Genomic DNA, 24,782 nt, shown 5'->3' with positions numbered 1-24,782 from the left:
GGCTGTCCGCTATTTTTGTTTTTCGTTCTTGCCGGCTGCGGAGCGGTAGGCCGGTCCAAGTTGGCAAACGCATAAAGCGGTCGTCGGTTCCGACATTTTTCGATTGTTGAACGCGTACTTGCCGAACTCTGCTCGGGCGCAATGCCAGGAAAAGTGTGCAGCGGTTTCCGCCCGGAATTGCGTAACAACAGGTAATTGGAGCGGTTCGGCGATCCTCCGGAACGCTGAACCGCTCTAAGTGCGCACGATAAGCGGCACCATGCCCTCATGCCGATCAGCGAGGAAGGCAACGACTCGGTCGCCGACGCGCTGGAATGTGAGGTCCACAGCTGTTTTGCCGACGCTCAAGTGTCGGAGCGTGAGCATGTCGATGCCGTTTGGCAGCCTTGGACGCGTGACGCGAATTTCGCCATCCCAGCCATCGATTTCCACGCCGAGGCAGGCCTGCATCAGCATGAAGGTGGAGCCCGCCGACCAGGCCTGCGGCAGGCAGGCGACGGGATAGGCGATCGGCGCCTCGCCCGGCGCCCTGATGAAGCCGCAGAACAATTCCGGCAGCCGCATGTTGAAATGCACCGCAGACTCGAAGGTGCCGCTCATCAGCCGCACGACACCGTCGCGCTCGCCGTAGCGCGCCAGGCCGACGCCGCAGAGCGCCGTATCGTGCGGCCAGATCGAGCCGTTGTGATAGGACATCGGGTTGAAGAAGATCGCGTCGTCGGAGAGCGTCCTCAGCCCCCAGCCAGAATGGAAGGAGGCCGACAGCAATTGGTCGGCGACGACCTTGGCGCGCTCCGGCTGCGGCAGCCCGACATAGAGCAGATGCCCGGCGTTCGACGTTCGCACCTTGCAGGGCTGGCCCTCGCCGTCGATGGCAAGGGCGTAGAAGTTGAGATCGTCGATCCAGAAATCGCGCTCGACGGCCTGCCGCATTTCCTCCGCACGGTTCTCCCAATGCTCGGCATCGGCGAATTCGCCGCGGCGGCGCGCGAGCGCGGCAAGGCCTCGATAGGCGGCAAAGACATAGCCCTGCACCTCGACCAGCGCGATCGGTCCCTTGGGCATGCGACCGTCGGCATGGAAGACCGAGTCGATGCTGTCTTTCCAGCCCTGATTGGCAAGGCCGGACGCGGCCGCGCGCTGATAGGTGACGAAACCGGTCGCCCGGCTTGCCTCTACCGTCCATTCGGCGGCCGCCTTGAGCGACGGCCAGAGCGTGTCGATGAAGGCCATGTCGCCGGTGCGGTCGGCATAGGCGCAGGCGAGATGAATGTAGAGCGGGGTCGTGTCGACACCGCCATAATAGCGGCCGAAGGGGAGCTCGCGCAGCGCCGCCATCTCGCCCTTGCGCGTCTCGTGCATGATCTTACCCGGCTGGGAATCGATGAAGGGCGACGTCTCCTTCGCCTGATGCTCGGCAAGAAATGCCAGCACGCCGCGCGCCAGGCCGGGATTGAGCCAGAGCATCTGCAGCCCCGAGATCACGCCGTCGCGACCGAAGGCCGTCGAGAACCAGGGGATGCCGGCATAGGGATAGGGCCCGGTCGGGAGCTCGGTGGTGAGCAGCGCGACATCGGCGCGGGCGCGCTCGACCCAGTCGTTGAAGACGCGGCCGGAGCTCCACACCGTGGCGCCATGCCGGCGCTTGGCGCGCATGCCGAAGCGGGCGCGGGCCGCGGCGGCGCGGAAGCGGTCGCGTCCGGGTGTCTCGGCGACCTCCGGACCGACTTCGACATAGAGCACCTTGCTGCTGCGCTTGGTGACCGCGACCAGGAAGTCGGCGCGATTGTCGCTCAATTTGTCGGGGGCCTGCGAAAAAGAAATCGCCGACATGCGCGGCAAACCGTCGAGACCGTCATAGCCGAGCAGCACCGACGCCTTGTCGGTCTTGGCGACATGGACGGTTCCGCGCCGCGGCCGTGTCGAGCCGCGCACCTCGAACATGTCGCGGAAGTCGGCGGCGAAATGCAGCGAAACGACAATCGTTGAGTGCTCGCGGCTGTAGTTGGAAAGCGTGATGCGATCGAACAGCCGGTCCTGCCAGATCAGCCTGACGCGCTCGATATGGATCGCCCCTTGCGGAATGTCGCGGCCGGCGGCGCTCTGGATCGGCAAGTTGGTCAGGTTGCTGGTGAACAGCACATTATCCTGGCTGAGCGAGGCGCCAAGCAGCGACATCTGCCGGCCGCCGACGGTCAGGCGGAACTCGGACAGGACGCGTGTATCGTCGCGAAAGAAACCGTCACCAGCGCCCCTGATGTCGCCATAGGCGTCCGTGACGGCAAAGCAGTCGCCCTGTTTGAGGGCAAATAGCCGATGCGGCTCCCGTGGCGCCGTTTCGTCCAACGAGGCAAGGGCCACGGCGGGATCGAGCTTGCGCTCGTCGAGTTCCATCATTCGCAACCTCTTCGTTGCTGCGCCCCCCACTGCAATTGCCGAGACAATAGCGTTTAGGAAGCCTTTGCCTGATGGGCACCAATCAGGCGCGCATAGACGGCAAGGTAGTCACGCGCCATCCTGGCGACCGAAAACCGCTTTTCGAAGACCGCCCTCACCTGCCGCCTGTCGAGTTTGAGGAGGGTTGGCATCGCAGCGGCCGCGTGTTCGACAGTATCAACGACGAAGCCTGTCACACCATGATCTATGATCTCCGGCAAGGCACCGCAATCCCAGGCGATCACCGGCGTGCCGCAGGCCATGGCCTCGACCGGGGCGAGGCCGAACGGCTCGGGCCAGTCGATGGGAAACAGGAGGCCCGCGGCATTGCCGAGAAACGCCGCTTTTTTGTCCTCCGCGATCTCGCCGACATAGTCGACGCGGTCGCCGTCGATGAGCGCCTCGATCTCGTCGTGAAAATAGGCGCGGTCGTCGTCGCCGATCTTGGCCGCCAACTTCAGCCTCAGCCCGCAACGCCGCGCGATCTCGATGGCGCGGTCCGGCCGTTTGTCGCGCGAAAGGCGCCCGAGGAAGGCTAGATACGGCTCTTCGCCCGATAAGTCATAGGTGGGCTGATAGGCATCGACCGGAATCCCGTGATGGATCGTCGCAACCCAGTTGGCATCGGGCAAGCCGCGCTTTTGGCTATGCGAGATCGAGATCATCGGAAAGCGCGGGAAGCGCTTGTAGGCCGGCGCCAGGTCGACATAGTCGAGCCTGCCATGCGGCGTCGTCACCGTTCGTCCCGCCATATGCTCGAAGAACGGAAAATGCGCGAAATGGCTGAGGTGAAAGTGGATGACGTCGAATTCGCCGGCCCGCTCGCGCACGTCGGCAAGCATCGCCAGATGCGCCGCGATCTCCGATTTCTTCGGCCGCGGATCGAGACGGATCGCCTGGTCGCGCCCGGGCACCAGCCGCGCCGAGGTCTCGCTGTCGCCGCTCGCGAACAGCGTCACATCGTGCCCCAGTTCCACCAGCGCTTCGGTGAGATAGGAGACGATGCGCTCGGTGCCGCCATAGAATCTCGGAGGGACCGATTCGTAAAGCGGCGCGACATGGGCAATGCGCATGGATTCCCTCAAACTGTTGATGGGAACCAAAATGCGCCAACCGCCAGATCGTTCCTCGCAATCGCCGCAGAGGTCCTGTCGCTTCGGCCGGTCAGCTCATCCAGTTGCCGCCGTCGACATTGAGCGTTTGCGCCACGACGTAGTCGGAATCGCTCGAGGCCAGGAAGACGGCCGCGCCCCGATAGTCGTCGGGATCGTCCATGCGTCCTGCCGGCACCGCCAGCCCGACCTGCCGCTTCTTCTCGCCGATCGGCAAATTCTCGTAGCGCGCGAACAGCGCGTCGACCTGGTCCCACATCGGCGTGTCGACCACGCCCGGCGCAATGCCGTTGACGTTGATGCCGTGCTTGATGAGCGCGAGGCCTGCCGATTGCGTGATGCTGATCACGGCTGCCTTGGTCGCGCAATAGACCGCGACCAGCGCCTCGCCGCGCCGGCCTGCCTGCGAGGCCATATTGATGATCTTGCCGCGGCGCCCTTGCGCGACCATGTGCTTGGCAACCGCCTGCAGGGTGAACAACAGGCCTTTCACATTGACGGAGAATTGAAGGTCAAAGCTCTCTTCCGAAATTTCCAGAAGCGGCCCCATGTCGAAGACGGCGGCGTTGTTGACCAGGATGTCGATGCCGCCATGTGTCCTTGTCACCGAATCGACCATCGCTTCGATCGAAGCAAGATCGCGCACGTCGAGCCGGATAGCGGAAGCCTGACTGCCCAGCTCCCGCGCCAGCGCGTCCGCCTTGTCTGCGCCCACGTCGGCGATGACGACTTGAGCGCCCTCCGCGGCGAAGCCGCGCACGATGGCCGCCCCGATGCCTTGCGCGCCGCCGGTCACGACGGCGACCTTGTCCTTCAGTTTCATCACAGCTCTCCTGTCTCAGCGCGGTGTGGCCGCCATCGATGACCAGCATCTCGCCGGTCACGTGGCCCGAAGCAGGAGAGCACAGCAAAAGCGCCGCCGCCGCAACTTCTTCGGAAGGCTCAGATATCCACGCTCTGCGGCAGGATGACGAGGTCGCGGATGGTGACGTTGCGCGGCCGCGTCAGCATGAAGAGCACGGCATCGGCCACTTCCTTCGGCTCCATCAGGCTGCCGGCGGCAAGCGCCTCTTCCATCTTGGCCTTCGGCCAGTCGCTCAGCAGCGCCGTCACCACGGGGCCGGGCGCGACCGCGCCGACGCGGATGCCGTGCTTGAGCACCTGGCGGCGAACTGTATGGACGAAGGCCTGCACGGCGAATTTCGAGGCGGTATAGATCGGCTCCCAGACCACGGGAACGAAGCCGGCCACGGAACTGGTGATGATGATGTCGCCGCTCTTCTTCTCGATCATATGCGGCAGCACGGCGTGTACGGTGCGGAACACCGCGTTGATGTTGAGGTTGAGCATCCGGTCCCACTGGTCGGGGTCGCCGGATGCCACCTCGCCGCCGACATAGGCGCCGGCATTGGCATGGAAGATGTCGAGCCGGCCCGCCTTTTCCAGGATCTCAGGCATCATGCGATTGACGCTAGCCGGCTCGAGCAGGTCGGTGACCACGGCGCAAGCATTGTCGCCGAGCTCCGCGACAAGTTCCTTCAGCCGATCCTCGGCCCGATCGACCAGGACGACCTTTGCGCCGGCGGCAAGCATGGTACGGGCGCATTCCAGCCCGATGCCCGAGGCAGCACCAGTGATTGCGGCAACCTTGCCGGAAAGACTTTCAGACATTGCGATCCTCTTCGATAAGCCGTCAGGCGCGGCCGTGTGAAACACGCGAGCGGCGGGCGAGAGAATCGACGATGACCGCGATAGCCAGGACGCAGCCGGTGATCATGTACCGGAGCGAGGATGACAGATCGAGCAGCGTCAGGCCGCTTGCGATGGATTGGATGACGATGATGCCGAGCAGCGCCGAATAGGCACTGCCACGGCCGCCGAACAGGCTGGTGCCGCCGATGACGGCTGCTGCGATGGCGTTGAGGTTGACGTCGCCGGTACCGGCCTGCTGGCTGGAGCTGGCAAGCCGTGCGGCCGACAGCAGCCCGCCGGTGGCCGCCAGTGTGGCGCAGAGCGCGAAGGCGCTGGCATAGATCAGACGCACATTGATGCCGGCGCGCCGCGCCGCCTCGCGGTTGCCGCCGACGGCGGTCATCGAGCGGCCCCACTGGGTCCGCTTCAGCGCGTAGTTCATCGCCACGACAAGGCCGACGAACAGCGCGAACATCCACGGCACGCCGCGCGACAGGTTCAGGTAGTAGGTCACCAGCTCGAGCACCAGCGTGATCACCACGGCCTGGAACAGAAGCCCGCCAAACGAACGCGACGACAATCCGGCGGCCTGGCGGCGCTGCGCCTTGCGGTAGCCGAGAGCCAGGGCAAGCACGCCGGGCACCACGGCCAGCGTGTGCGATACCCAATGCGGCATCACCAGCAGCTGGCCGAAATTCACCAGCGGCGAGTCGTAAGGCAGGTTGATCGAGCCGGTCGGTCCGAGGATGTAGAGCTGCAGCCCGAGGAAGGCGAGCAGGCCGGACAGCGTCGACACGAAGCTCGGCATGCCGAGCCGATTGAGCAGCAGCGCATAGACGCAGCCGATTACGAACCCGACCGCCATGGCCGCGACGATGGCAAGCGCGACCGGCCAGCCCCACTGCACCCACAGCACACCGAGCAGCGCCGAGGACAGCCCGCTGACGGAACCGACCGAGAGGTCGATCTCGCCGACCATCAGAACGCATACGATGCCGAGCGAGATGATGCCGACGGTCGAGCAGTCGAACAAAAGGTTGACCAGATTGTTCGGCGACAGGAACACCGGATTCAGCGTCTGGAAGATGGTGCAGATCAGCACCAGCCCGACAACCACGGGCAGCGAGCCGAGATCGCCGGAGCGGACGCGGTCGAGAAAGCCCTTGACGGCGCCCTTGGCACCGCTGCGGTCCTTCAGCCGCTCGTCGCTGCGATCGAGCAGCGCGCCGGGATTGCGGTCGGAAGCCGTCGTCATGGCCGTTCTCCTTGCGCCTTCTCGGCCGTGCGCCTGCCGCGCCGAGAGACCGCATTGTCGTCGGCGCCGGTAATCGCGGTGACCAGCTCCTGGTTGGATGCGCCGGGCAGGAAGATGCCGTTGTTGCGGCCGAGCCTCAGCACCACGATGCGGTCGGCCACGGCGCGCACGTCCTCCATGTTGTGGCTGATCATGACGACGCCCAGCCCGCGATCGCGCACGCGCTCGATGAGGTTCAGCACCTCTGCCGTCTGCGCGACGCCCAGCGCCGCGGTCGGCTCGTCCAGCAGAATGACCCTCGGCTCCATCAGCAGCGAGCGGGCGATCGCGACCGTCTGGCGCTGGCCGCCCGACAGCGATGCCACCGGCTCGCGTACGCTGGGAATGCGCGCGGAGAGCTCGTTGAGCAGCGTCCAGGCGCGGACCTCCATCGAGACTTCATCGAGGCGAAGAGGGTGGAGTTCGCGGCCGAGGAAGATGTTGGCCACGACATCGAGATTTTCGCAGAGCGCCAGGTCCTGGAAGACGGTGGCGATGCCGAGCTTCAGCGCCGCGGCGGGATTGGCAAGCGTCACCGGCTGGCCGTCGAAAGTGATCGAGCCGGAACTCGGCATATGTGCGCCGGCGAGGATTTTCACCAGCGTCGACTTGCCGGCGCCGTTGTCTCCGACCAACGCAACGATCTCGCCGGCGTTGATGTCGAGATCGACATCGGTGAGTGCCGACACCGCTCCGAAATTCTTCGAGATGCCGCGCAGGCTGAGCACTGGCGGGCGGCTTGTCGTGGACGGCGCGTCGGGTATTGCCATGGGCTGTCTCTCTTCCCGCGTTTTGGTCGGTATGTCCGGCCGCCAGGAGGGAGCGGCCGGACATACCCGGCTGTCGCCTTGGCGCGTGCCGGGCATATCGCCGGCGACGCAGCTGGGTCGCGTCGCCGAAGACGATGCCGCCAGCGGCATCGCTTATTGAAGACGATGCCGCCAGGGCGGCATCGCTCCTTATTCAATGCCGAGCTTCTTGCAGCCTTCGGCGTAGCGGTCGGTGCAGAGCTGGGCTGCGGTCTGGATCTTCTTGTCGATGATCTCGGCCTTGAGGTTCTCCTGCGTCACGACCGCCGGTACGAAGAGCTTCGAGGGCGTGTCGTAGAGCTTCGTCTCGGCTTTCGGGGTCTCGCCCTTGAGAAGCTGCGCCGCAACGTTCGCCGCAGCCGCGGCTACGATTTCACTCGGCTTCGAGATAGTGTTGTACTGGTCGCCGGCAATGATGAGCTGCAATGCGGCGATGGTGGCGTCGTTGCCCGTCACCGTCGGCACCGGATCGACGCCGGCTGCCTTGAACGCGGCAATGGCGCCGCCGCCCGTGCCGTCATTGGCGGCGACCACGCCGACGATCTTGTTGCCGAAGCGCGAGATCTGCCCCGCTGCCCATTGCTGCGCATTCGACGGCGCCCAGTTCGGCGTGTCGAATTCGGCGAGCGTCTTGTAGCTGCCGGTCTTCAGGCCCTCATGGATGCCGTCCTTGATCAGGCCCGCGGCGGCGTCGGTCGGGGAGCCGTTGATTTGCAGCACGCCGACATCGCCGTCGCTCGACATGCCCTTGGCCTTGAGATGCTCGACCAGCGAGGCGGCGATCGCCTTGCCGATGGCCTTGTTGTCGAACGACACATAGAAGTCGGCCTTGGCGTCGGGGATCGGACGGTCATAGGCGATGACCTTGACGCCCTGGGCCTGCGCGTTGTGCACCAGCGACGCTGCCGCTGCGGAGTCCACCGGATCGAGCACGACCACCTTGGCACCCTGGGTGATGACCGAATTGAACTGCTGCTGCTGCTTGGTGACATCGGCGTCGGCGTTGAGGTAGAGCACCTTGCAGCTGTCGCAGAGCTTCTTCATCTCGGCGACGAAGCCCGGATGATCATGCTCCTCGTAACGCGTCGAGCCCTGGTCGGGCATCAGGAACGCGACCGTGGAACCGGCAATATCCTGCGCATTGGAAAACGTCGCGCCGAGAGCGAGGCCTGAGACGGCCAAAGCGGCTGCGGTCAATCTGGACATGTATCTGGACATAAGGTCTTCTCCATTCCCGTTGTTTAGTGTAATAGACCCCGACATCAGGCTGCGGATGTCTGCTCGCACCGCCCGATCGGAAGTCTAGCGAACTCGTGCAGCAGCCTAACGGCTTCCTCCCGCTGGCACGACACGAGGAAATACTCGTCCATCGCTGGTTCGCTTGCGCGACCCCATCGCTTCGTCCTATTTGTTACTTAAGGCTTGTTTCTCCTCCCAACTCCTTTCTATGCGGCGCATGGAGCCGCAAAATTGCCCACAACCGTTCGCCTGCACTGCGAAGGCGGCATGCCCTTCTCGGCCACGAACTGGCGGTTGAAGTTCGACAGATTGTTGAAGCCGACCTCGAAGCAGGTCTCCGATGTCTGAGCCTGCTCGTCGCTCATCAGCATCTGGCAGGCCAGATAGATGCGGTCGAGCAACGAGGGAATGGCCCCGAGCTCGGCGACTTTCAGATCGTGTCCCATTGCTTCCTCCCGGAGGCTGTCGGGATGCTTTCAGCCTTCGAACCGCGGCCGTTTGTTCCGGCTCATCTAGGGTCACGATAGAGGCGGCCAAGGACGTCCGCCACCTCGCCACGCTGCGCCGACCGATACTTTTTTGACTGTTCTGAGCCAGCGAAGGACGTGTCTTCGAAAATCCGGCGGCTCGAGCATCGGGATAAGCCACGATCCACCGGGTGCAGCAAAGTTCGCTTTCGGCCACACTACCGCATTGCACAATTGCGGGCCGACTGCACAATAGAGGCATGGCGGCCGGTTCGTTGACCATTCTTGTTATCGATGAGAACCGCATCCGCGCCTCGATCATCGAGGCCGGATTGCGGGATGCCGGCCATCGCCATGTCACCGTGGTTCATGACGTGGCAGGCATCGCCAAGCGCATCGCCGAGTTGGAGCCGGATGTCATCGTCATCGATCTCGAAAATCCCAACCGCGACATGCTGGAGAACATGTTCCAGCTTTCGCGCGCGGTGAAACGTCCGATCGCCATGTTCGTCGACCGCTCCGACCAGGCTTCGATCGAGGCGGCGGTCGATGCCGGCGTGTCCGCCTATGTGGTCGATGGGCTGAAGAAGGAGCGCATCAAGCCGATCCTCGACATGGCGATAAGCCGCTTCAATGCCTTCTCGCGCATGGCGCGCGAATTGGAAGAAGCACGCAGCGAGCTGGAGAACCGCAAGGTCGTCGATCGGGCAAAGGGCATATTGATGAAGTCGCGCGGCTTGAGCGAGGAGGCTGCCTACGCGCTTCTGCGCAAGACCGCCATGAACCAGAACCGCAAGATCGCCGAGATCGCCCAGAGCCTGGTGACGGCGGCGGGATTGCTGGGACCGCTGGAGGGCGAATGAGCATGGAAGCGATGCACGAGATCACTGCCGGCTTCATGCCCCTCTTCGACAGCGCCGTCCTGGTCGCGGCCGGCGAGATGGGCTTTGCCGCGCGCGAGGGCATCGAGCTCAAGCTGCATCGCGAGACCTCCTGGGCCAACATCCGCGACCGCATCGCCATCGGCCATTTCGACGTCGCCCATATGCTTGGGCCGATGCCGCTGGCCTGCAGCCTTGGCCTCACGCCGCTTGCGTCGGAAACCATCGTACCCTTCTCGCTCGGGCTCGGCGGCAACTGCGTCACGGTTTCCAATCCGGTATGGGAAGGCATGGCGGCGAACGGCGCCTCGCCCGATCTCGATCCGGCGCGTGCCGGCGCCGCGCTCGGCGCGCTGATCCGCGAGCGGGCTGCCGCCGGCCGCCGCGAGCCGCTGCGTTTCGCCGTCGTGCACCCGCATTCCGGGCACAATTACGAGCTGCGCTATTGGCTCGCCGCCTGCGGCATAGATCCCGACCGCGATATCGAGATCGTCATCGTGCCGCCGCCCTTCATGACCGACGCCCTGGCCGCCGGCCGCATCGACGGCTATTGCGTCGGCGAGCCCTGGAACAGCGCCGCAGTCGCCGCCGGCACCGGCCACATCGTCACCCTCAAGGCGCTGCTTTGGCGCAACAGCCCGGAAAAGGTGATCGGCGTGCGCAAGGTGTGGGCCGAGGACAACCCGGACGCGCTGGCGGCGCTGCTGAGGGCGTTGCATCGTTCCGCCCGCTGGTGCCAGGATCCGGCGAACCGCGGCGAGTTGGCGGCGCTGATGGCGAGGCCCGCCTTCCTCGGGCAGCAGGAGGCGATCCAGATGCCGGCGCTCACCGGACGCCTTCAGCTCGGCGGGGGTGCGGAGCGCAGCGTCGAGGATTTCTTCTTGCCCTTCGACAAGGCGGCGAACTTTCCCTGGAAGAGCCACGCGCTCTGGTTCTACACGCAGATGGTGCGCTGGGGACAATTGCCGCATACGCCGCAAAACCTGGCCATCGCCCGCGACTGCTATCGGCCCGACCTTTACCGCTCGGCGTTGAAGCCGCTTGGCGTGGCCCTGCCCGGCGCCAATGCCAAGGTCGAAGGCGCGCTGAAGACCGCGACGCCTGTCGGTTCGGCGGGGGCAAGCCTTGTGCTCGGCCCGGATGGATTCTTCGACGGCCAGATCTTCGATCCGGACCGCATCGACGCCTATATTACCGGCCAGAATTCCGGCGAGATCCAGGCCTGATTATTTTTGCGCCATCCTTGTGCATTGCACAATAATTATGCGTGCGCTTGCGCTAATGAACAATCTTTGTCCTGCTCGCCTTGCTGGCCGACGCGCAAACCATTGTAACATATAATTGATTCAATTGGTGTTTTTCACCCAATCCGAAACTGGCACAGTTCCTGCTTTGCAGTAGGCAGGCTCCCAGGAGTCACGGAACAGGCGTCCAATGGCGGGCGCCACAGGCAAAGCTGCCGCTCAGGTCGATACGCGATCCCGGATGGACGGACGCGCGCGGCTTGGCCGGCAGCTTTTTTGTTTTGATCGAACACGCAATCGACGCGCTGGTCCCAAAGGAGCTGACGATGACGAAACGGATCGGAACTGGAACGACGCTGAAGGACATGACGCGGCGCGACTTCCTTGCCAGCAGCGCCCTGACGGCGGGGCTGCTCGTGGCGGCACGCAAGCTGCTTCCCTCCGGCGCCTATGCGGCGACCACCGCGCCCGAGGTGACCGGCGCCAAGCTCGGCTTCATCGCGCTGACCGACGCGGCACCCCTGATGATCGCCAAGGAGAAGGGGCTGTTCGCCAAATACGGCATGCCCGATGTCGAGGTGCTGAAGCAGGCCTCCTGGGGCGCGACGCGCGACAATCTGATGCTCGGCGGCGATGCCAACGGCATTGACGGCGCCCATATTTTGACGCCGCTGCCCTACCTCATGCAAACCGGCAAGGTAACGCAGAACAACCAGCCGATGCCAATGGCGATCGTGGCGCGGCTGAACTACGACTGCCAGGGCATTTCGGTGGCGCAGGAATACGCCGCAACCGGCGTCGGCCTCGACGCTTCCAAACTGAAGGAAGCCTTCGCCGCCAAGAAGGCAGCCGGCAAGGAAGTCAAGGCCGCGATGACCTTCCCGGGCGGCACGCATGATCTCTGGATACGCTACTGGCTGGCCGCCGGCGGCATCGACCCCGACAAGGACGTCTCGACCATCGTCGTGCCGCCGCCGCAGATGGTGGCCAACATGAAGGTCGGCAACATGGATGTTTTCTGCGTCGGCGAGCCGTGGAACGAGCAGCTCGTCCACCAGGGCATTGGCTTCACCGCCGCGACCACGGGCGAGCTCTGGAAGGGCCATCCGGAAAAGGCGCTTGGCCTGCGCGCCGCCTTCATCGAGAAATACCCCAACGCCACCAAGGCGATCCTGATGGCCGTGATGGAGGCCCAGCAATGGTGCGAGGCCATGGAGAACAAGCAGGAGATGGCCTCGATCATCGGCAAGCGGCAGTGGATGAACGTGCCGGTCGCCGACATCATCGGCCGCCTCAAGGGCGACATCAACTACGGCAACGACCGCGTCGCCAAGGGCACCGACCTCTACATGAAGTTCTGGAAGGGCGGCGTCTCCTATCCCTTCAAGAGCCATGATGCCTGGTTCCTCGCCGAGAATATCCGCTGGGGCAAGTTCGCGCCGACCACCGACATCAAGGCGCTGGTCGACCAGGTCAACCGCGAGGATCTCTGGCGCGAGGCGGCGAAGGATCTCGGCGTCGCCGCAAACGAGATTCCGGCATCACCCTCGCGCGGCGTCGAGACCTTCTTCGACGGCAAGACCTTCGATCCGGCCAACCCGTCGGCCTATCTCAACAGCCTGAAGATCAAGACGTCAGCTTAAGTGCGAGGGTGCCTCAAGCGCAAACGGCGCATTGCGCCGTTTGTCGCAGCGCAACCCAAGCGCAACGGCGCTAGCGCCGTTGTCGCTCCACCGGACTGCCCAACCGAGTTTTTCTGCGACATGTCCATCCAACCCATCGAGGACACCAGGGTGAAGGCGTTTCCGGCAAAGCCAGCCAAGGTGATCGCCTTCACCGCCAAGGCGAGGCGCATCGACCCGCTGGCCATCGCCGGCCGGCTGGCGACGGCGCTGGTCCCGCCGGCCGTCGTCATCCTTATCCTGCTCGTCGTCTGGCAGGTGGCTTGCGCGTCGCCGACGGCCAGCCTGCCGCCGCCGAGCCAGGTGTGGAACGAGGCCTATGACCTGATCGCGCACCCGTTCTTCGACAACGGCCCGCAGGATATCGGCCTTGCCTGGCGGGTGCTGATCTCGCTGCAGCGCGTCGCCATCGGCTTCGGCATGGCGGCGGCGGTCGGCGTGGCGCTGGGCGCGCTCGTCGGCCAGTCGGTCTGGGCGATGCGCGGCCTCGACCCGGTGTTCCAGATCCTACGCACCGTGCCGCCACTCGCCTGGCTGCCGCTGTCGCTCGCGGCCTTCCGCGACTCCAACCCGTCGGCGCTGTTCGTGATCTTCATCACCTCGATCTGGCCGGTGATCATCAACACCGCCGTCGGCGTCCGCAACATCCCCGAGGACTACCGCAACGTCGCCCGCATCCTGCGGCTCAACCAGCTCGAATTCTTCATCAAGATCATGGTGCCGGCCGCCGCGCCTTACATCTTCACGGGTCTAAGGATCGGCATCGGGCTGTCCTGGCTCGCCATCGTGGCCGCCGAGATGCTCACCGGCGGCGTCGGCATCGGCTTCTTCATCTGGGACGCCTGGAACTCGTCGCGGCTGCCCGACATCATCGTCGCCCTCGTCTATATCGGCGTCACCGGCTTCTGCCTCGACCGGCTGGTCGCAGCGGCCGGCGCCTTCGTCACCCGCGGCACAACGGCAAAGTGAGGAGGCCAAGATGACCGCCTATCTGAAGCTCGACCATATCGACAAATCCTTCGTCCGTGGCGGCCAGTTCAGCGAGGTGCTGAAGGACATCAGGCTCACCATCGACGCCGGCGAGTTCGTCTCCATCATCGGCCATTCCGGCTGCGGCAAGTCGACCTTGCTCAACTTGATTGCCGGGCTGACCAAGGTTTCCAAGGGTGCCGTGCTGCTCGAGGACAAGGAGGTCGACAGCCCCGGACCGGAGCGCGCCGTGGTGTTCCAGAACCACTCGCTGCTGCCCTGGCTCACCGTCTACGAGAACATCAACCTTGCCGTGTCCAAGGTTTTCGGTCGGACAAAAAGCCGGGCAGAGCGGCATGACTGGATCATGCGCAATCTCGACCTCGTGCAGATGGCGCATGCCAAGGACAAGCGTCCGGCCGAGATTTCCGGCGGCATGAAGCAGCGCGTCGGCATCGCCCGCGCCCTCGCCATGGAACCAAAGATCCTTCTGCTCGACGAGCCGTTCGGCGCGCTCGACGCGCTGACCCGCGCTCACCTCCAGGATGCGGTGATGGACATCCATGCCAGGCTGGGCTCGACCATGATCATGATCACCCACGACGTCGATGAGGCGGTGCTTCTGTCCGATCGCATCGTGATGATGACCAACGGCCCGGCGGCCACCATCGGCGAGGTGCTTTCGGTGCCGCTCGCCCGCCCGCGCCGGCGCATCGAGCTTGCATCCGACCGCACCTTTCTGCGCAGCCGCGAGGCCGTGTTGAAGTTCCTCTATGAACGCCATCGCTTCGTCGAAGCTGCGGAGTAGCGCCATGACCGAAAAACTCGTCGTAATCGGCAATGGGCAATCTGCATCGACAATGGGCAACCTGCCGCACTGCACAAATATTATGCTGCCATGCGAGGCATTCTGACTAATCTTTGATCCGCCGCTGGGCATGATCAATAATCGCACGGCTACGGATTCACATTGATTTTATTCGATAATTTAGAGAGCTGCCGAATTGGCACGCTTCTTGATTGTTAGAATGTAGGCCCGCAAGGGCCAAGAGACACGGCGTCCAATGGCGGGCGCCACAGGCAAAGCTGCCGCTCAGGTCAAAGCGCGATCCCGGATGTACGGACGCGAGAGGCCTGGACGGCAGCTTTTTTGTTTTGGACCCGAACACGCGATCGATGGCGCCGATCCCAAGCGGCACCAACCGGAGACGACGATGACGAAACGGATCGGAACTGGCGCTTCACTGAAGGATTTCACCCGTCGCGATGTCCTGGCGAGCAGCGCGCTGACGGCGGCGCTGTTCATCGCCGCACTGCTGCTGTTTCCCGTCAGCCACGAAACAGAAGGCAAGGGTCCGCAAGTAACCGCGCAGATCCCGGTCTCGCCGCGCTGACCGATGCCGCGCCTCTGATCAACACAACACGCGGCGCGTCCCACGCCGCAAACCGGAGCCGATCATGACCGCAAACCACCCAGTCGCGCAAAGCCAGGACAGCAGTTCCCGGCAGGCGCTCGTCATGTCCACCATCGCCTTCACCGTGTGCTTTGCGGTGTGGACGATCTTCTCCATCATCGGCGTGCGCATAAAGCAGGAACTCGGCCTGAACGAGACCGAGTTCGGCCTGCTCGTCGGCACGCCGATCCTCACCGGCTCGCTCGTGCGCATCGTGCTCGGCGTCTGGACCGACCGCTATGGCGGCCGTCTGGTCTACACCATGACCATGCTCGCTGCGGCGGTCGCGACCTTCCTGCTCGCCTTTGCGCACACCTATGAACAGATGCTGGTCGCAGCGCTCGGTGTCGGGCTTGCAGGCGGCTCATTTGCCGTCGGCGTCGCCTATGTCTCGCGCTTCTTCCCGACCGGAAAACAGGGCACCGCGCTTGGCATTTTCGGCGTCGGCAATGTCGGCGCCGCAGTCACCAAATTCCTGGCGCCGCTCGTGCTGCTTGCCTGGGGCTGGCAGTCCGTCGCGCTGATCTGGGCCGCGGCGCTGGTCGTCATGGCCGCCGTGTTCTGGCTCACGACCAGCGACGATCCGGTCATCCGAGAGCGCCGCGCCGGCAAGGCGGCGCCGACGAAAAGCTTCTGGCAGGAATTCGCGCCGCTGAAGAACCTGCAGGTCTGGCGTTTCGCCTTCTACTACTTCTTCTCCTTCGGTGCGTTCGTGGCGCTGTCGCTCTGGCTGCCGCGCTACCTCATCGGCGTCTACGGCTTCGGCATCGCCACCGCCGGCATGGTCGGCGCCGCCTATTCAATTCCGGCAAGCATCTTCCGCGCCTATGGCGGCGTGCTTTCCGACCGCATCGGTGCCCGCACCGTGCTCTACTCGACCTTCAGCGTCTGTGCCGTCGCGACCCTCGTTCTGTCTCTCCCCTCGGCAGACTATGTCGTGCGCGGCATCAGCGGGCCGATCCCCTTCCACTTCGAGATCGGCCCGCTCGCCTTTATCGCTGTCGCCTTCGTGCTCGGCTTCTTCATGAGCCTCGGCAAGGCCGCCGTCTATAAGCACATACCCGTCTACTATCCGCAAAGTGTCGGCGCGGTCGGCGGCGTCGTCGGCATGATCGGCGGCCTCGGCGGCTTCATCCTGCCGATCGCCTTCGGCGCGCTGAACGACCTCGCCGGCGTCTGGTCGAGCTGCTTCATGCTGCTTTTCCTCATCGTGGTCTCGTGCCTGGTCTGGATGCACGTGACCGTCCGCAGGATGGAGCGCGCGGCCGAGGTCAAGACCGCGTCCCTTTCCTACGCCGCCGAATAGATCGGAGCTGATCGGACATGAGCGAAAAACTCGTCATCATCGGCAACGGCATGGCGCCAGGCAGGATGCTCGAGCACCTGCTGGAAGCCGCGCCCGACCGCTACAGCGTCACCATCTTCAACGCCGAGCCGCGCGTGAACTACGACCGCATCATGCTGTCGCCGGTGCTCTCGGGCGAGAAGGAATTCGAGGAAATCGTCATCCACGGCGACGGCTGGTACATCAAGCACGGTATCACCCTCTACAAGGGTCACCGGATCGTCGCCATCGACAGGGACGCGAAGACCGTCACCTCGGACCATGGCGTGACCGAGAGCTACGACAGGCTGGTCATCGCCACCGGCTCGGTGCCCTTCATCATCCCGGTACCCGGCAAGGATCTGCCTGGCGTGCTCAGCTATCGCGACCTCGACGACGTCAACGCCATGCTGCTCGCCGCGCAGTCGCGCGCCAAGGCGATCGTCATCGGCGGCGGCCTGCTCGGCCTCGAAGCCGCGGCCGGTCTCAAAGAACGCGGCATGGACGTCACCGTCCTCCACGTCATGCCGACGCTCATGGAACGCCAGCTCGACCCGGCCGCAGGCTACCTGCTGCAGAAGGCCGTTGAGTCACGCGGCATCAAGGTCATGACCAAGGCCAACACCAAGGCCATTTTCGGCAATGGCAAGGTCGAGGGCGTCGAGCTCATGGACGGCACGATCATCCCGGCAACGCTTGTCGTGATGGCGGTCGGCATCCGCCCGAACAGCGCCTTGGCCAAGGAAGCCGGGCTGGAGGTCAATCGCGGCATCGTCGTCGACGACCGCATGCAGACGTCCGATCCGGCGATCATGGCGCTCGGCGAATGCGCGGAGGTCGGCGGCCATGTCTACGGGCTGGTCGCACCGCTCTACGAGATGGCCCGCGTCGCGGCTGCCAGGCTCACGGACAGCGAGGACAAGCGCTTCGTCCACTCCGACACGCCGACCAAGCTCAAGGTCACCGGCATCGACCTCTACTCGCTGGGTGACTTCGCTGATGGCGACGATCGTGAGGAGATCATCCTGCGCGACGCATCCGCAGGCATCTACAAGCGCGTCGTGCTGCAGGACAACCGCATCATCGGCACGGTGCTGTTCGGCGAGACCGCAGACGGCGCCTGGTTCAACGACCTCAAGAAGAAGGCGACCGACATCTCGGAGATGCGCGACACGCTGATCTTCGGCCAGGCGTTCCAGGGAGGCGCTTCCTCGGACCCTTTGGCGGCCGTTGCGGCACTGGCGGATGATGCGGAAATCTGCGGCTGCAACGGCGTCTGCAAGGGAAAGATCACCGGCGCGATCACCGGTAAGGGGCTGACCGGCCTCGACGACGTGCGCGCCCACACTAAGGCCTCGGCCTCCTGCGGCTCGTGCACCGGTCTCGTCGAGCAGCTCCTGAAGCTCACGCTGGGCGAGGCCTACAATCCGGCGGCGGTGCAGCCCATGTGCGGCTGCACGAGCCTCGGCCACGACGATGTGCGGCGCCTAATCAAGGCGAAGGAGCTGAAGACTATACCGGCAGTCATGCAGGAGCTTGAATGGAAGACCTCCTGCGGCTGCGCCAAGTGCCGGCCGGCGCTCAACTACTATCTCGTCTGCGATTGGCCGGATCAATATGCCGACGACTATCAGTCGCGCTTCATCAACGAGCGCGTGCACGCCAACATCCAGAAGGACGGCACCTATTCGGTCGTGCCGCGCATGTGGGGCGGGGTGACCAGCGCCGGCGAATTGCGCGCCATCGCCGACGTGGTCGACAAGTTCCGCATCCCGACCGTGAAGGTGACCGGCGGTCAGCGCATCGACATGCTGGGCATCCGCAAGGAAGACCTGCCGGCGGTGTGGGCCGATCTCGGCAAGGCCGGCTTCGTCTCCGGCCATGCCTATGCCAAGGGCCTGCGCACGGTGAAGACTTGCGTCGGCTCCGACTGGTGCCGTTTCGGCACGCAGGATTCGACCGGTCTCGGTATCCGTATCGAGAAGTTCATGTGGGGTTCGTGGACGCCGGCCAAGGTGAAGATGGCGGTGTCGGGATGCCCGCGCAACTGCGCGGAAGCTACCTGCAAGGATGTCGGCGTGGTGTGCGTCGACAGTGGCTACGAGATCCACTTCGCCGGCGCGGCGGGTCTCGACATCAAGGGCACCGAAGTGCTCGGTCTGGTCAAGACCGAAGACGAGGCGCTGGAGGTGATCGTGGCGCTCGTCCAGATGTATCGCGAGCAGGCCCGCTATCTGGAGCGCATCTACAAATGGGCCAAGCGCGTTGGCACCGCCGAGATCAAACGGCAGATCCTGGACGACGTCGAGAAGCGCCGCGCCTATTTCGAGCGCTTCGTCTTCAGCCAAAAATTCGCGCAGGTCGACCCGTGGTCGGAGCGTGTCTCCGGCAAGGACAAGCATGAGTTCCGGCCGATGGCCTCGGTGGGATTCGCCGAGGCGGCGGAGTGATGGAGATGTTTGCGCCATTCACCCCCCTCTGGCCTGCCGGCCATCTTCCCCTCAAGGGGGGAGATCAGATGTCACAATGGCCTTCGCCAACCTCCAACGCCGCTCGATGGGTGCCGTCGACGACACTGCCAATCTCCCCCCTTGAGGGTGAGACGGCCGGCAGGACAGAGGGGGGTGCCCGGGCGGATTCCTTTCAAGCAAAGGCAGCCAAATGAACTGGATCGCAATCGGCTCCCTCTCGGACATTCCACCGCGCGGCGCGCGGTGCGTTGCAACGCCGCAAGGCAAGATCGCTGTCTTCCGCACGGCGCACGACCAGGTCTTCGCCATCGAAGACCATTGCCCGCACAAGGGCGGGCCGCTCAGCCAAGGCATCGTCCATGGCGCGGCGGTGACCTGCCCGCTGCACAATTGGGTGATCTCGCTGGAGACGGGCAAGGCGCTCGGCGCCGACGAAGGTTCGGCGCGGACGATCCCGGTCAGGGTCGACGGCGAACGGCTTTTCATCGCGCTTGAAGCGCTGGCCTCGAAAGCGGCCTGAGGCATGGCAGAGGCACGCGAGGTGAGGACCACCTGCCCCTATTGCGGGGTGGGATGCGGCGTGCTGGCCGAGATCGCCGCGGACGGCAAGACGACCGTCCGCGGCGATCCCGAGCATCCGGCCAATTTCGGCCGACTCTGCTCGAAGGGGTCTGCCCTTGCCGAGACGCTCGGCCTCGAAGGCCGCCTGCTCCAGCCGGAAATCGGCGGCAGGCAGACAAGCTGGGACGAAGCGCTCGACCACGTGGCCGCGAAATTCTCGCAGGCAATTGCCGAGCATGGGCCCGACTCGGTCGCCTTCTACGTCTCCGGCCAGTTGCTCACCGAGGATTATTACGTCGCCAACAAGCTGATGAAGGGCTTCATCGGCTCGGGCAACATCGACACCAATTCGCGGCTCTGCATGGCGTCGTCCGTCGCCGGCCACCGTCGCGCCTTCGGCGAGGACATCGTTCCCGGCGTCTATGAGGACTTCGAGTGCGCCGATCTCATCGTGCTCACCGGCTCCAACACCGCATGGTGCCATCCCGTGCTCTACCAGCGCATGCTCGCGGCGCGCAGAGAGCATGGGACCAGGATCGTCGTCATCGATCCGCGCCGCACCGCCACGGCCGACGAGTGCGACCTGCACCTGGCCCTCGATCCGGGCACGGATGTGCTTCTGTTCAACGGGCTGCTCGCGCATCTCGTCCAGACCGGAAAGATCGATACCGATTTCATCCGTGACCATACGTCGGGCTTCGACGCCGCGGCCGCGCTGGCCGGCGCCGACGCGCCGTCGATCGCGCGCGTCGCGAAGGGCTGCGGGCTGGCGGCCGCCGATGTCCAGGCCTTCTACGATCTCTTCGCCGAGACCGAGCGTACGGTCACCGTCTACAGCCAGGGCGTCAACCAGTCAGCGCACGGGACCGACAAGGTCAACGCCATCATCAACTGCCATCTCGCCACCGGCCGCATCAGCAGGCCCGGCACGGGGCCGTTCTCGGTCACCGGCCAGCCGAACGCCATGGGCGGCCGCGAGGTTGGAGGCCTGGCCAACCAGCTTGCCGCGCATATGGATTTCGCGGATGAGGCCAACATCGACCGGGTCTCCCGCTTCTGGAAGGCGCCCGGGATCGCGCGGCGCGCAGGCCTGAAGGCCGTGGACATGTTCCAGGCGGTTGCCGACGGCCGCATCAAGGGCCTGTGGGTGATGGGCACCAATCCCGCGGTGTCGATGCCGGACGCTTCGCGTGTGCGCGCCGCGCTCGCCAAATGCGATTTTGTCGCCGTCTCGGACGTGACCCGCACCGACACCACGCGCTATGCCGACGTTCTGCTGCCGGCTGCCGCCTGGGGCGAGAAGGACGGCACGGTCACCAATTCGGAACGGTGCCTCTCGCGCCAGCGGCCGTTCCTGCCGCCACCCGGCGAAGCGAAGGCCGACTGGCGCATCATCTGTGAGGTCGCCGCCCGCATGGGCTCAGGCGATGCCTTCGCCTACCAGTCGCCGGCCGACATCTTCCGCGAGCACGCCGCGCTCTCCGCCTTCGAGAACGGTGGGGAGCGCCTGTTCGACCTCGGCGGCCTGGCTGACCTCGACGACGCGGACTACGCCGCCTTCGCGCCACGCCACTGGCCCGCGCCGGAGCGGCACGAGCGCCAAACAAGACTGTTTGCCGACGGCCGTTTCCCGACACCCGACGGCCGCGCGCGTTTCGTGCCGGTGCGGCAGGAGGCAACGGCCTTCACGGTCGATGCCGACTATCCTCTTGCCCTGAACACCGGCCGCATGCGCGACCAGTGGCACACCATGACGCGCACCGGAAACGTGCCGCGCCTGATGGCGAACGCGCCGGAGCCGACCGTTGACCTCAATCCGGCGGATGCGGCCGCACGCCACCTCAAGGATGGCGACCTCGCCCATCTTTCGACGCGTTTTGGGTTCGTCCGGGCAAGGGTGCGCCTGGCCGAGACGCAGCGGCGCGGCCAGGCCTTCCTGCCCATGCATTGGAGCGGCCAGTTCGCGGCCAGAGCCGCCGCCGGCCTGCTGTCCTCGCCGGTGACCGACCCGCATTCCGGCCAGCCGGAGCTCAAGCATGTCCCGGCAAGGATCGTGCGCGAGAACACCGGCTGGGCGGGCGTGCTGATCACGCGGCGTGATCTGAGGCCGACAGGCTTCGTCCATTGGAGCAGGCTGGCGGTCGAGGGCGGCTGGGTCTACGAGCTGACCGGAGCCGAACCGCCGGACCAGGGCATCCTCCTGGCGCGCAAGCTGCTCGGTGCCCAACGTCAGGATCATCTCCTGGAATACACCGATCGCCGCGGGCTCGCCTATCGCGCCGCGGCCATCGACGAAGGCGGCGCGATGGCGGAAGCCTTGCTGGTCGCCGCTCCCGACCAACTGCCGACGCGGGACTGGCTGGTGTCGCTCTTGGCCACGCGCCAGCCGCTGTCGGCCACCGATCGCCACGCGCTGTTGTCGGGGCGCTCGCCCGTGCCCGTGCCCGCCATTGGGCGGGTCGTGTGTTCGTGCTTCCACGTCGGCGTCAACCAGCTCGCTTCGGCGGTCGCCGCAGGATGCGACAGTCTGGAGGCGATTGGCTCGACGCTGCGCGCCGGCACCAACTGCGGTTCCTGCCGCTCCGAGATAAGGGCGATCATCGACGCCCGACACGTTCAGGCCGCCGAGTAAAAAACCTGGAACCGCTCGTGGAGCAGTTCTTGCCTGGTGTGAACGGCGACGGCGTGAAGAGAGGGCGCGTAGCCGTGGTCGTGTGACCTGCAGAAGCGATTGCCAACGCCGATCCAACCATCCGCCGAGCTCGGGCCGATCGCGCAAGACGAATTGCCTTTTGACATGAATCAATATGGCGTTGGGTGTCTGTGTTAGCGTCCGTCCTGCATGGTCTGGTGTCCTGGCGAAACGCGCCCGCCAAGCCTGATCATGCCGCTATCTTGGATCGAGATCGGCAATCATGGCTTCCACCATCAAATCCCGCACCGCCCTTGTCGCCGACATAGGCGGCACCAACGCGCGGTTTGCGATCGCGGACATCGACGAACTCACGATCGAACATTTTGCCGCCTTCCGCTGCGACATGTTTCCTTCGCTCCAAGCCGCGATCAAAGCCTACCTGGATTGCATCCCGCATCGGCCATCACTTGCCGGCTTCGCGATTGCCGGTCCTGTGTCGGACGAGACGATCCGCATGACCAACCTGCCCTGGTCCTTCTCGCGCAAGGATCTGTGCCTGGCGAGCGGCGCTAAATACGTCCATGCGGTCAATGATTTCGAAGCGCTCGCGCTTGCCCTGCCCTTCCTGGGGCCGCACGATCTCCACAAGATCGGTGGAGGAGATCCGGTTGATCGCGCGCCCAAGGTGGTGCTTGGACCAGGTACCGGCCTGGGAGTTGCCGGGCTTGTTTTTTCTCCATCGGGGTGGATCGCGATCCCCAGCGAAGGCGGTCACATTTCCTTCGCAGCCGAAGACGCGGATGAACTGTCGCTCATCAAGCTCATCGCGAAAGACGAGACACGCATCTCGGCGGAACGTCTGATTTCCGGACCGGGCCTTGTGAGGATCTACGAGGCATTGGCCGAGACGCGGGGCGTCGCGGCGGAACTGGCGTCGGCGCCTGAGATCGTGGAACAGGCGCTGCACGGCGAGGATCGCCTCGCGCTCGAAGCTCTCGGCTATCTCGAGAGGTGGCTGGGCCGTTTCGCTGGAGACATGGCCCTTGTCTACAGTGCGCGTGGCGGCATCTATCTCGGCGGTGGCATCCCCGCAAAAGTGTTCGATCCGTCGGAAGCCACGGCTTTCCGTTTGGCATTCTTCCACCGGGAGTATCAGTCAAAGGGCCGCCTGTCGTCCTTCCTGGCGCCGATACCGATATATGTGATCAAGGCGCTTGACGCAGGCTTGCGCGGGGCAGCCGTCGCATTGTCCCGGGCAGAATTCTTGTCGTGAAAAATTTGGTAGCGTCCCACGCGCATCGCTCAGCGCGTTTGGCTCTCGCGGCCAGCGGATAAGGCGGTTGCGTTGAGCCCCAAGACTTCCTCTCTGCGACAAAGCTCAAAGCCCGGTTTCATGACAGCCGCGGCACCGGCCGCAACGCCCAAGCGGAATGCCTCCTCCGGAGACCGTCCTTCTGAAAGCGCCCAGACCATTGCTCCAAGGAAGCTGTCACCCGCGCCGAGCGCGGAGCGCACACGCACATGGATCGCCGGCTCGCGCAGGACGCCCCGGGCGCTGGCGAGAAGTGCGCCATCCACCCCCATGGTAATCGCGACCAGTTCGGCCGCGCCGCTGGCCACGATGTCGGATGCAGCTCGGCCGACGCCGGCATCGTCGAGCTTGCGGCCGACGAACTGTTCCAATTCCCCACGGCTCGGTTTCACCAGGAACAGCCGCGACTGCTTCAGCGTCGTTTCAAGCCCCGTGCCTGAGCTGTCGAGAATGAATTTCGCGCCGCGGGTGGCTGCCAGCTTGGCCATTCGAGCGTAGATATCGGGGGGCGCGCCGATGGGGAGGCTGCCGCTCGCGACGACGTACTGTCCCTTGTGGGATGCAACGACATCCAGGCACGGCTCCAATTCGCGAGGCTGTACGGGAGGTCCTTCGGGAACAAAGCGGTATTCGAGGCCGGTGCTACGCTCTCGAACCATAAAGCTGATCCTCGTCTGACCTTGGATCGGCACGAGATGGCCGGCGATTCCTTCGGCTTGCAGCAGGCGGGTCAGCAGCGATCCTGTCTCTCCTCCCGCCAGGAAATAGGCTTCGGCCTTTCCTCCCAGAGCCGTGATCACGCGCGCCACGTTGATGCCGCCGCCGCCGGGATCATACCTTATATTGGAGGTTCTGACCTTGCGGACCGGGCGTACCGTTTCCGTCTCGCTCGAGACATCGACCGCCGGGTTGAGCGTTATGGTCAGGATTGGCGCAGGACGTGCAATGCTCATGAACTTCTTGTCCCTTGTGGCTGCACGCTGCTGGTGAGATAGGCGACAACCCCGTCAATAGTGAACAGCTTGGGATAGTCTTCCCTCCTTCGAGTGGAGCTTTACATTGCCTTCTCCGGCGCCCGTTTCTTTGATTTGAATCAGATTTCGCGACGAGCGTAGCGATGAGATCTTGGTCGCATCTCGCCGTCTCGTCGCCGACTGGCCAGGCCAAAGCCTCTGCCGGCCTGATCTGGCGATGCCAAGC

19 protein-coding genes and 1 pseudogene are annotated in these 24,782 nt (G+C 64.6%); 11 read left to right on the top strand and 9 right to left on the bottom strand.

All coding sequences use genetic code 11. The annotated features are described in order from the left end of the window. Positions 1 to 234 precede the first annotated feature (234 nt). The 8 genes and pseudogenes from RFN28_RS13995 to RFN28_RS13955 all read right to left on the bottom strand — a co-directional run. Entirely contained in the window at positions 235 to 2,397 is a 2,163-nt protein-coding gene (locus RFN28_RS13995) for an amylo-alpha-1,6-glucosidase (RefSeq protein ID WP_320287920.1), read from the bottom strand. 53 nt (positions 2,398 to 2,450) lie between these two features. Beyond that, positions 2,451 to 3,509, bottom strand: a complete 1,059-nt coding sequence (locus RFN28_RS13990; protein ID WP_320287919.1) for a glycosyltransferase family 4 protein — start codon at positions 3,507 to 3,509, stop codon at positions 2,451 to 2,453. 91 nt (positions 3,510 to 3,600) lie between these two features. After that, positions 3,601 to 4,374, bottom strand: a complete 774-nt coding sequence (locus RFN28_RS13985) for an L-iditol 2-dehydrogenase (protein WP_320287918.1) — start codon at positions 4,372 to 4,374, stop codon at positions 3,601 to 3,603. Between the two features lie 116 nt (positions 4,375 to 4,490). After that, entirely contained in the window at positions 4,491 to 5,219 is a 729-nt protein-coding gene (locus RFN28_RS13975; RefSeq protein WP_320287917.1) for an SDR family oxidoreductase, read from the bottom strand. Between the two features lie 22 nt (positions 5,220 to 5,241). Further along, positions 5,242 to 6,495: a sugar ABC transporter permease gene (locus RFN28_RS13970; RefSeq protein ID WP_320287916.1), complete on the bottom strand. Its 1,254-nt coding sequence runs from the start codon at positions 6,493 to 6,495 to the stop codon at positions 5,242 to 5,244. After that, positions 6,492 to 7,304 carry an ATP-binding cassette domain-containing protein gene (locus tag RFN28_RS13965; RefSeq protein ID WP_320287915.1) on the bottom strand — a complete coding sequence of 271 codons (813 nt, stop codon included), beginning with the start codon at positions 7,302 to 7,304 and terminating at the stop codon, positions 6,492 to 6,494. The genes RFN28_RS13970 and RFN28_RS13965 overlap by 4 nt, the downstream gene beginning before the upstream one ends. A 189-nt stretch (positions 7,305 to 7,493) precedes the next feature. Next, positions 7,494 to 8,561 (bottom strand): ABC transporter substrate-binding protein, encoded by a 1,068-nt coding sequence (locus tag RFN28_RS13960; protein ID WP_320287914.1) that lies wholly within the window; start codon positions 8,559 to 8,561, stop codon positions 7,494 to 7,496. A gap of 227 nt (positions 8,562 to 8,788) precedes the next feature. Then, positions 8,789 to 8,974: pseudogene (locus RFN28_RS13955) on the bottom strand (helix-turn-helix domain-containing protein); the annotation flags it as partial. Positions 8,975 to 9,309: 335 nt separating this feature from the next. Between RFN28_RS13955 and RFN28_RS13950 the strand changes: the two are divergent. From RFN28_RS13950 to glk, 11 genes are all read left to right on the top strand, one after another. Beyond that, positions 9,310 to 9,912, top strand: coding sequence for an ANTAR domain-containing response regulator (locus RFN28_RS13950; RefSeq protein WP_320287913.1), 603 nt, complete (start codon positions 9,310 to 9,312; stop codon positions 9,910 to 9,912). A gap of 2 nt (positions 9,913 to 9,914) precedes the next feature. Beyond that, positions 9,915 to 11,156, top strand: a complete 1,242-nt coding sequence (locus RFN28_RS13945; RefSeq protein ID WP_320287999.1) for a CmpA/NrtA family ABC transporter substrate-binding protein — start codon at positions 9,915 to 9,917, stop codon at positions 11,154 to 11,156. Positions 11,157 to 11,500: 344 nt separating this feature from the next. Beyond that, positions 11,501 to 12,817, top strand: a complete 1,317-nt coding sequence (locus tag RFN28_RS13940) for a CmpA/NrtA family ABC transporter substrate-binding protein (protein WP_320287912.1) — start codon at positions 11,501 to 11,503, stop codon at positions 12,815 to 12,817. A gap of 120 nt (positions 12,818 to 12,937) precedes the next feature. Next, complete coding sequence (gene ntrB, locus RFN28_RS13935; protein WP_320287911.1) at positions 12,938 to 13,825, top strand: nitrate ABC transporter permease; 888 nt, start codon at positions 12,938 to 12,940, stop codon at positions 13,823 to 13,825. A gap of 10 nt (positions 13,826 to 13,835) precedes the next feature. Further along, positions 13,836 to 14,633, top strand: a complete 798-nt coding sequence (locus RFN28_RS13930; protein WP_320287910.1) for an ABC transporter ATP-binding protein — start codon at positions 13,836 to 13,838, stop codon at positions 14,631 to 14,633. Positions 14,634 to 15,039: 406 nt separating this feature from the next. Further along, positions 15,040 to 15,219 (top strand): hypothetical protein, encoded by a 180-nt coding sequence (locus RFN28_RS13925; RefSeq protein WP_320287909.1) that lies wholly within the window; start codon positions 15,040 to 15,042, stop codon positions 15,217 to 15,219. A gap of 64 nt (positions 15,220 to 15,283) precedes the next feature. Next, positions 15,284 to 16,585: an MFS transporter gene (locus RFN28_RS13920; protein ID WP_320287908.1), complete on the top strand. Its 1,302-nt coding sequence runs from the start codon at positions 15,284 to 15,286 to the stop codon at positions 16,583 to 16,585. A 17-nt stretch (positions 16,586 to 16,602) separates the two neighbouring features. Beyond that, positions 16,603 to 19,053, top strand: a complete 2,451-nt coding sequence (gene nirB / locus RFN28_RS13915; protein ID WP_320287907.1) for a nitrite reductase large subunit NirB — start codon at positions 16,603 to 16,605, stop codon at positions 19,051 to 19,053. Positions 19,054 to 19,264: 211 nt separating this feature from the next. Continuing rightward, positions 19,265 to 19,594, top strand: coding sequence for a nitrite reductase small subunit NirD (gene nirD / locus RFN28_RS13910; RefSeq protein WP_320287906.1), 330 nt, complete (start codon positions 19,265 to 19,267; stop codon positions 19,592 to 19,594). A 3-nt stretch (positions 19,595 to 19,597) separates the two neighbouring features. Beyond that, positions 19,598 to 22,267: a nitrate reductase gene (locus RFN28_RS13905; RefSeq protein WP_320287905.1), complete on the top strand. Its 2,670-nt coding sequence runs from the start codon at positions 19,598 to 19,600 to the stop codon at positions 22,265 to 22,267. 283 nt (positions 22,268 to 22,550) lie between these two features. Continuing rightward, positions 22,551 to 23,543: a glucokinase gene (glk, locus tag RFN28_RS13900; protein WP_320287904.1), complete on the top strand. Its 993-nt coding sequence runs from the start codon at positions 22,551 to 22,553 to the stop codon at positions 23,541 to 23,543. Between the two features lie 29 nt (positions 23,544 to 23,572). Here the strand turns inward: glk and RFN28_RS13895 are convergent, their stop codons facing one another. Continuing rightward, positions 23,573 to 24,535 carry a 1-phosphofructokinase family hexose kinase gene (locus RFN28_RS13895; protein WP_320287903.1) on the bottom strand — a complete coding sequence of 321 codons (963 nt, stop codon included), beginning with the start codon at positions 24,533 to 24,535 and terminating at the stop codon, positions 23,573 to 23,575. Between the last annotated feature and the right edge of the window lie 247 nt (positions 24,536 to 24,782).

The organism is Mesorhizobium album (assembly GCF_033977205.1).
In the GTDB taxonomy this organism is placed as follows: Bacteria; Pseudomonadota; Alphaproteobacteria; order Rhizobiales; family Rhizobiaceae; genus Mesorhizobium; species Mesorhizobium album.
Note: the sequence above shows the minus strand (reverse complement) of the source record. Positions and strands in the feature narration are given on the sequence as shown.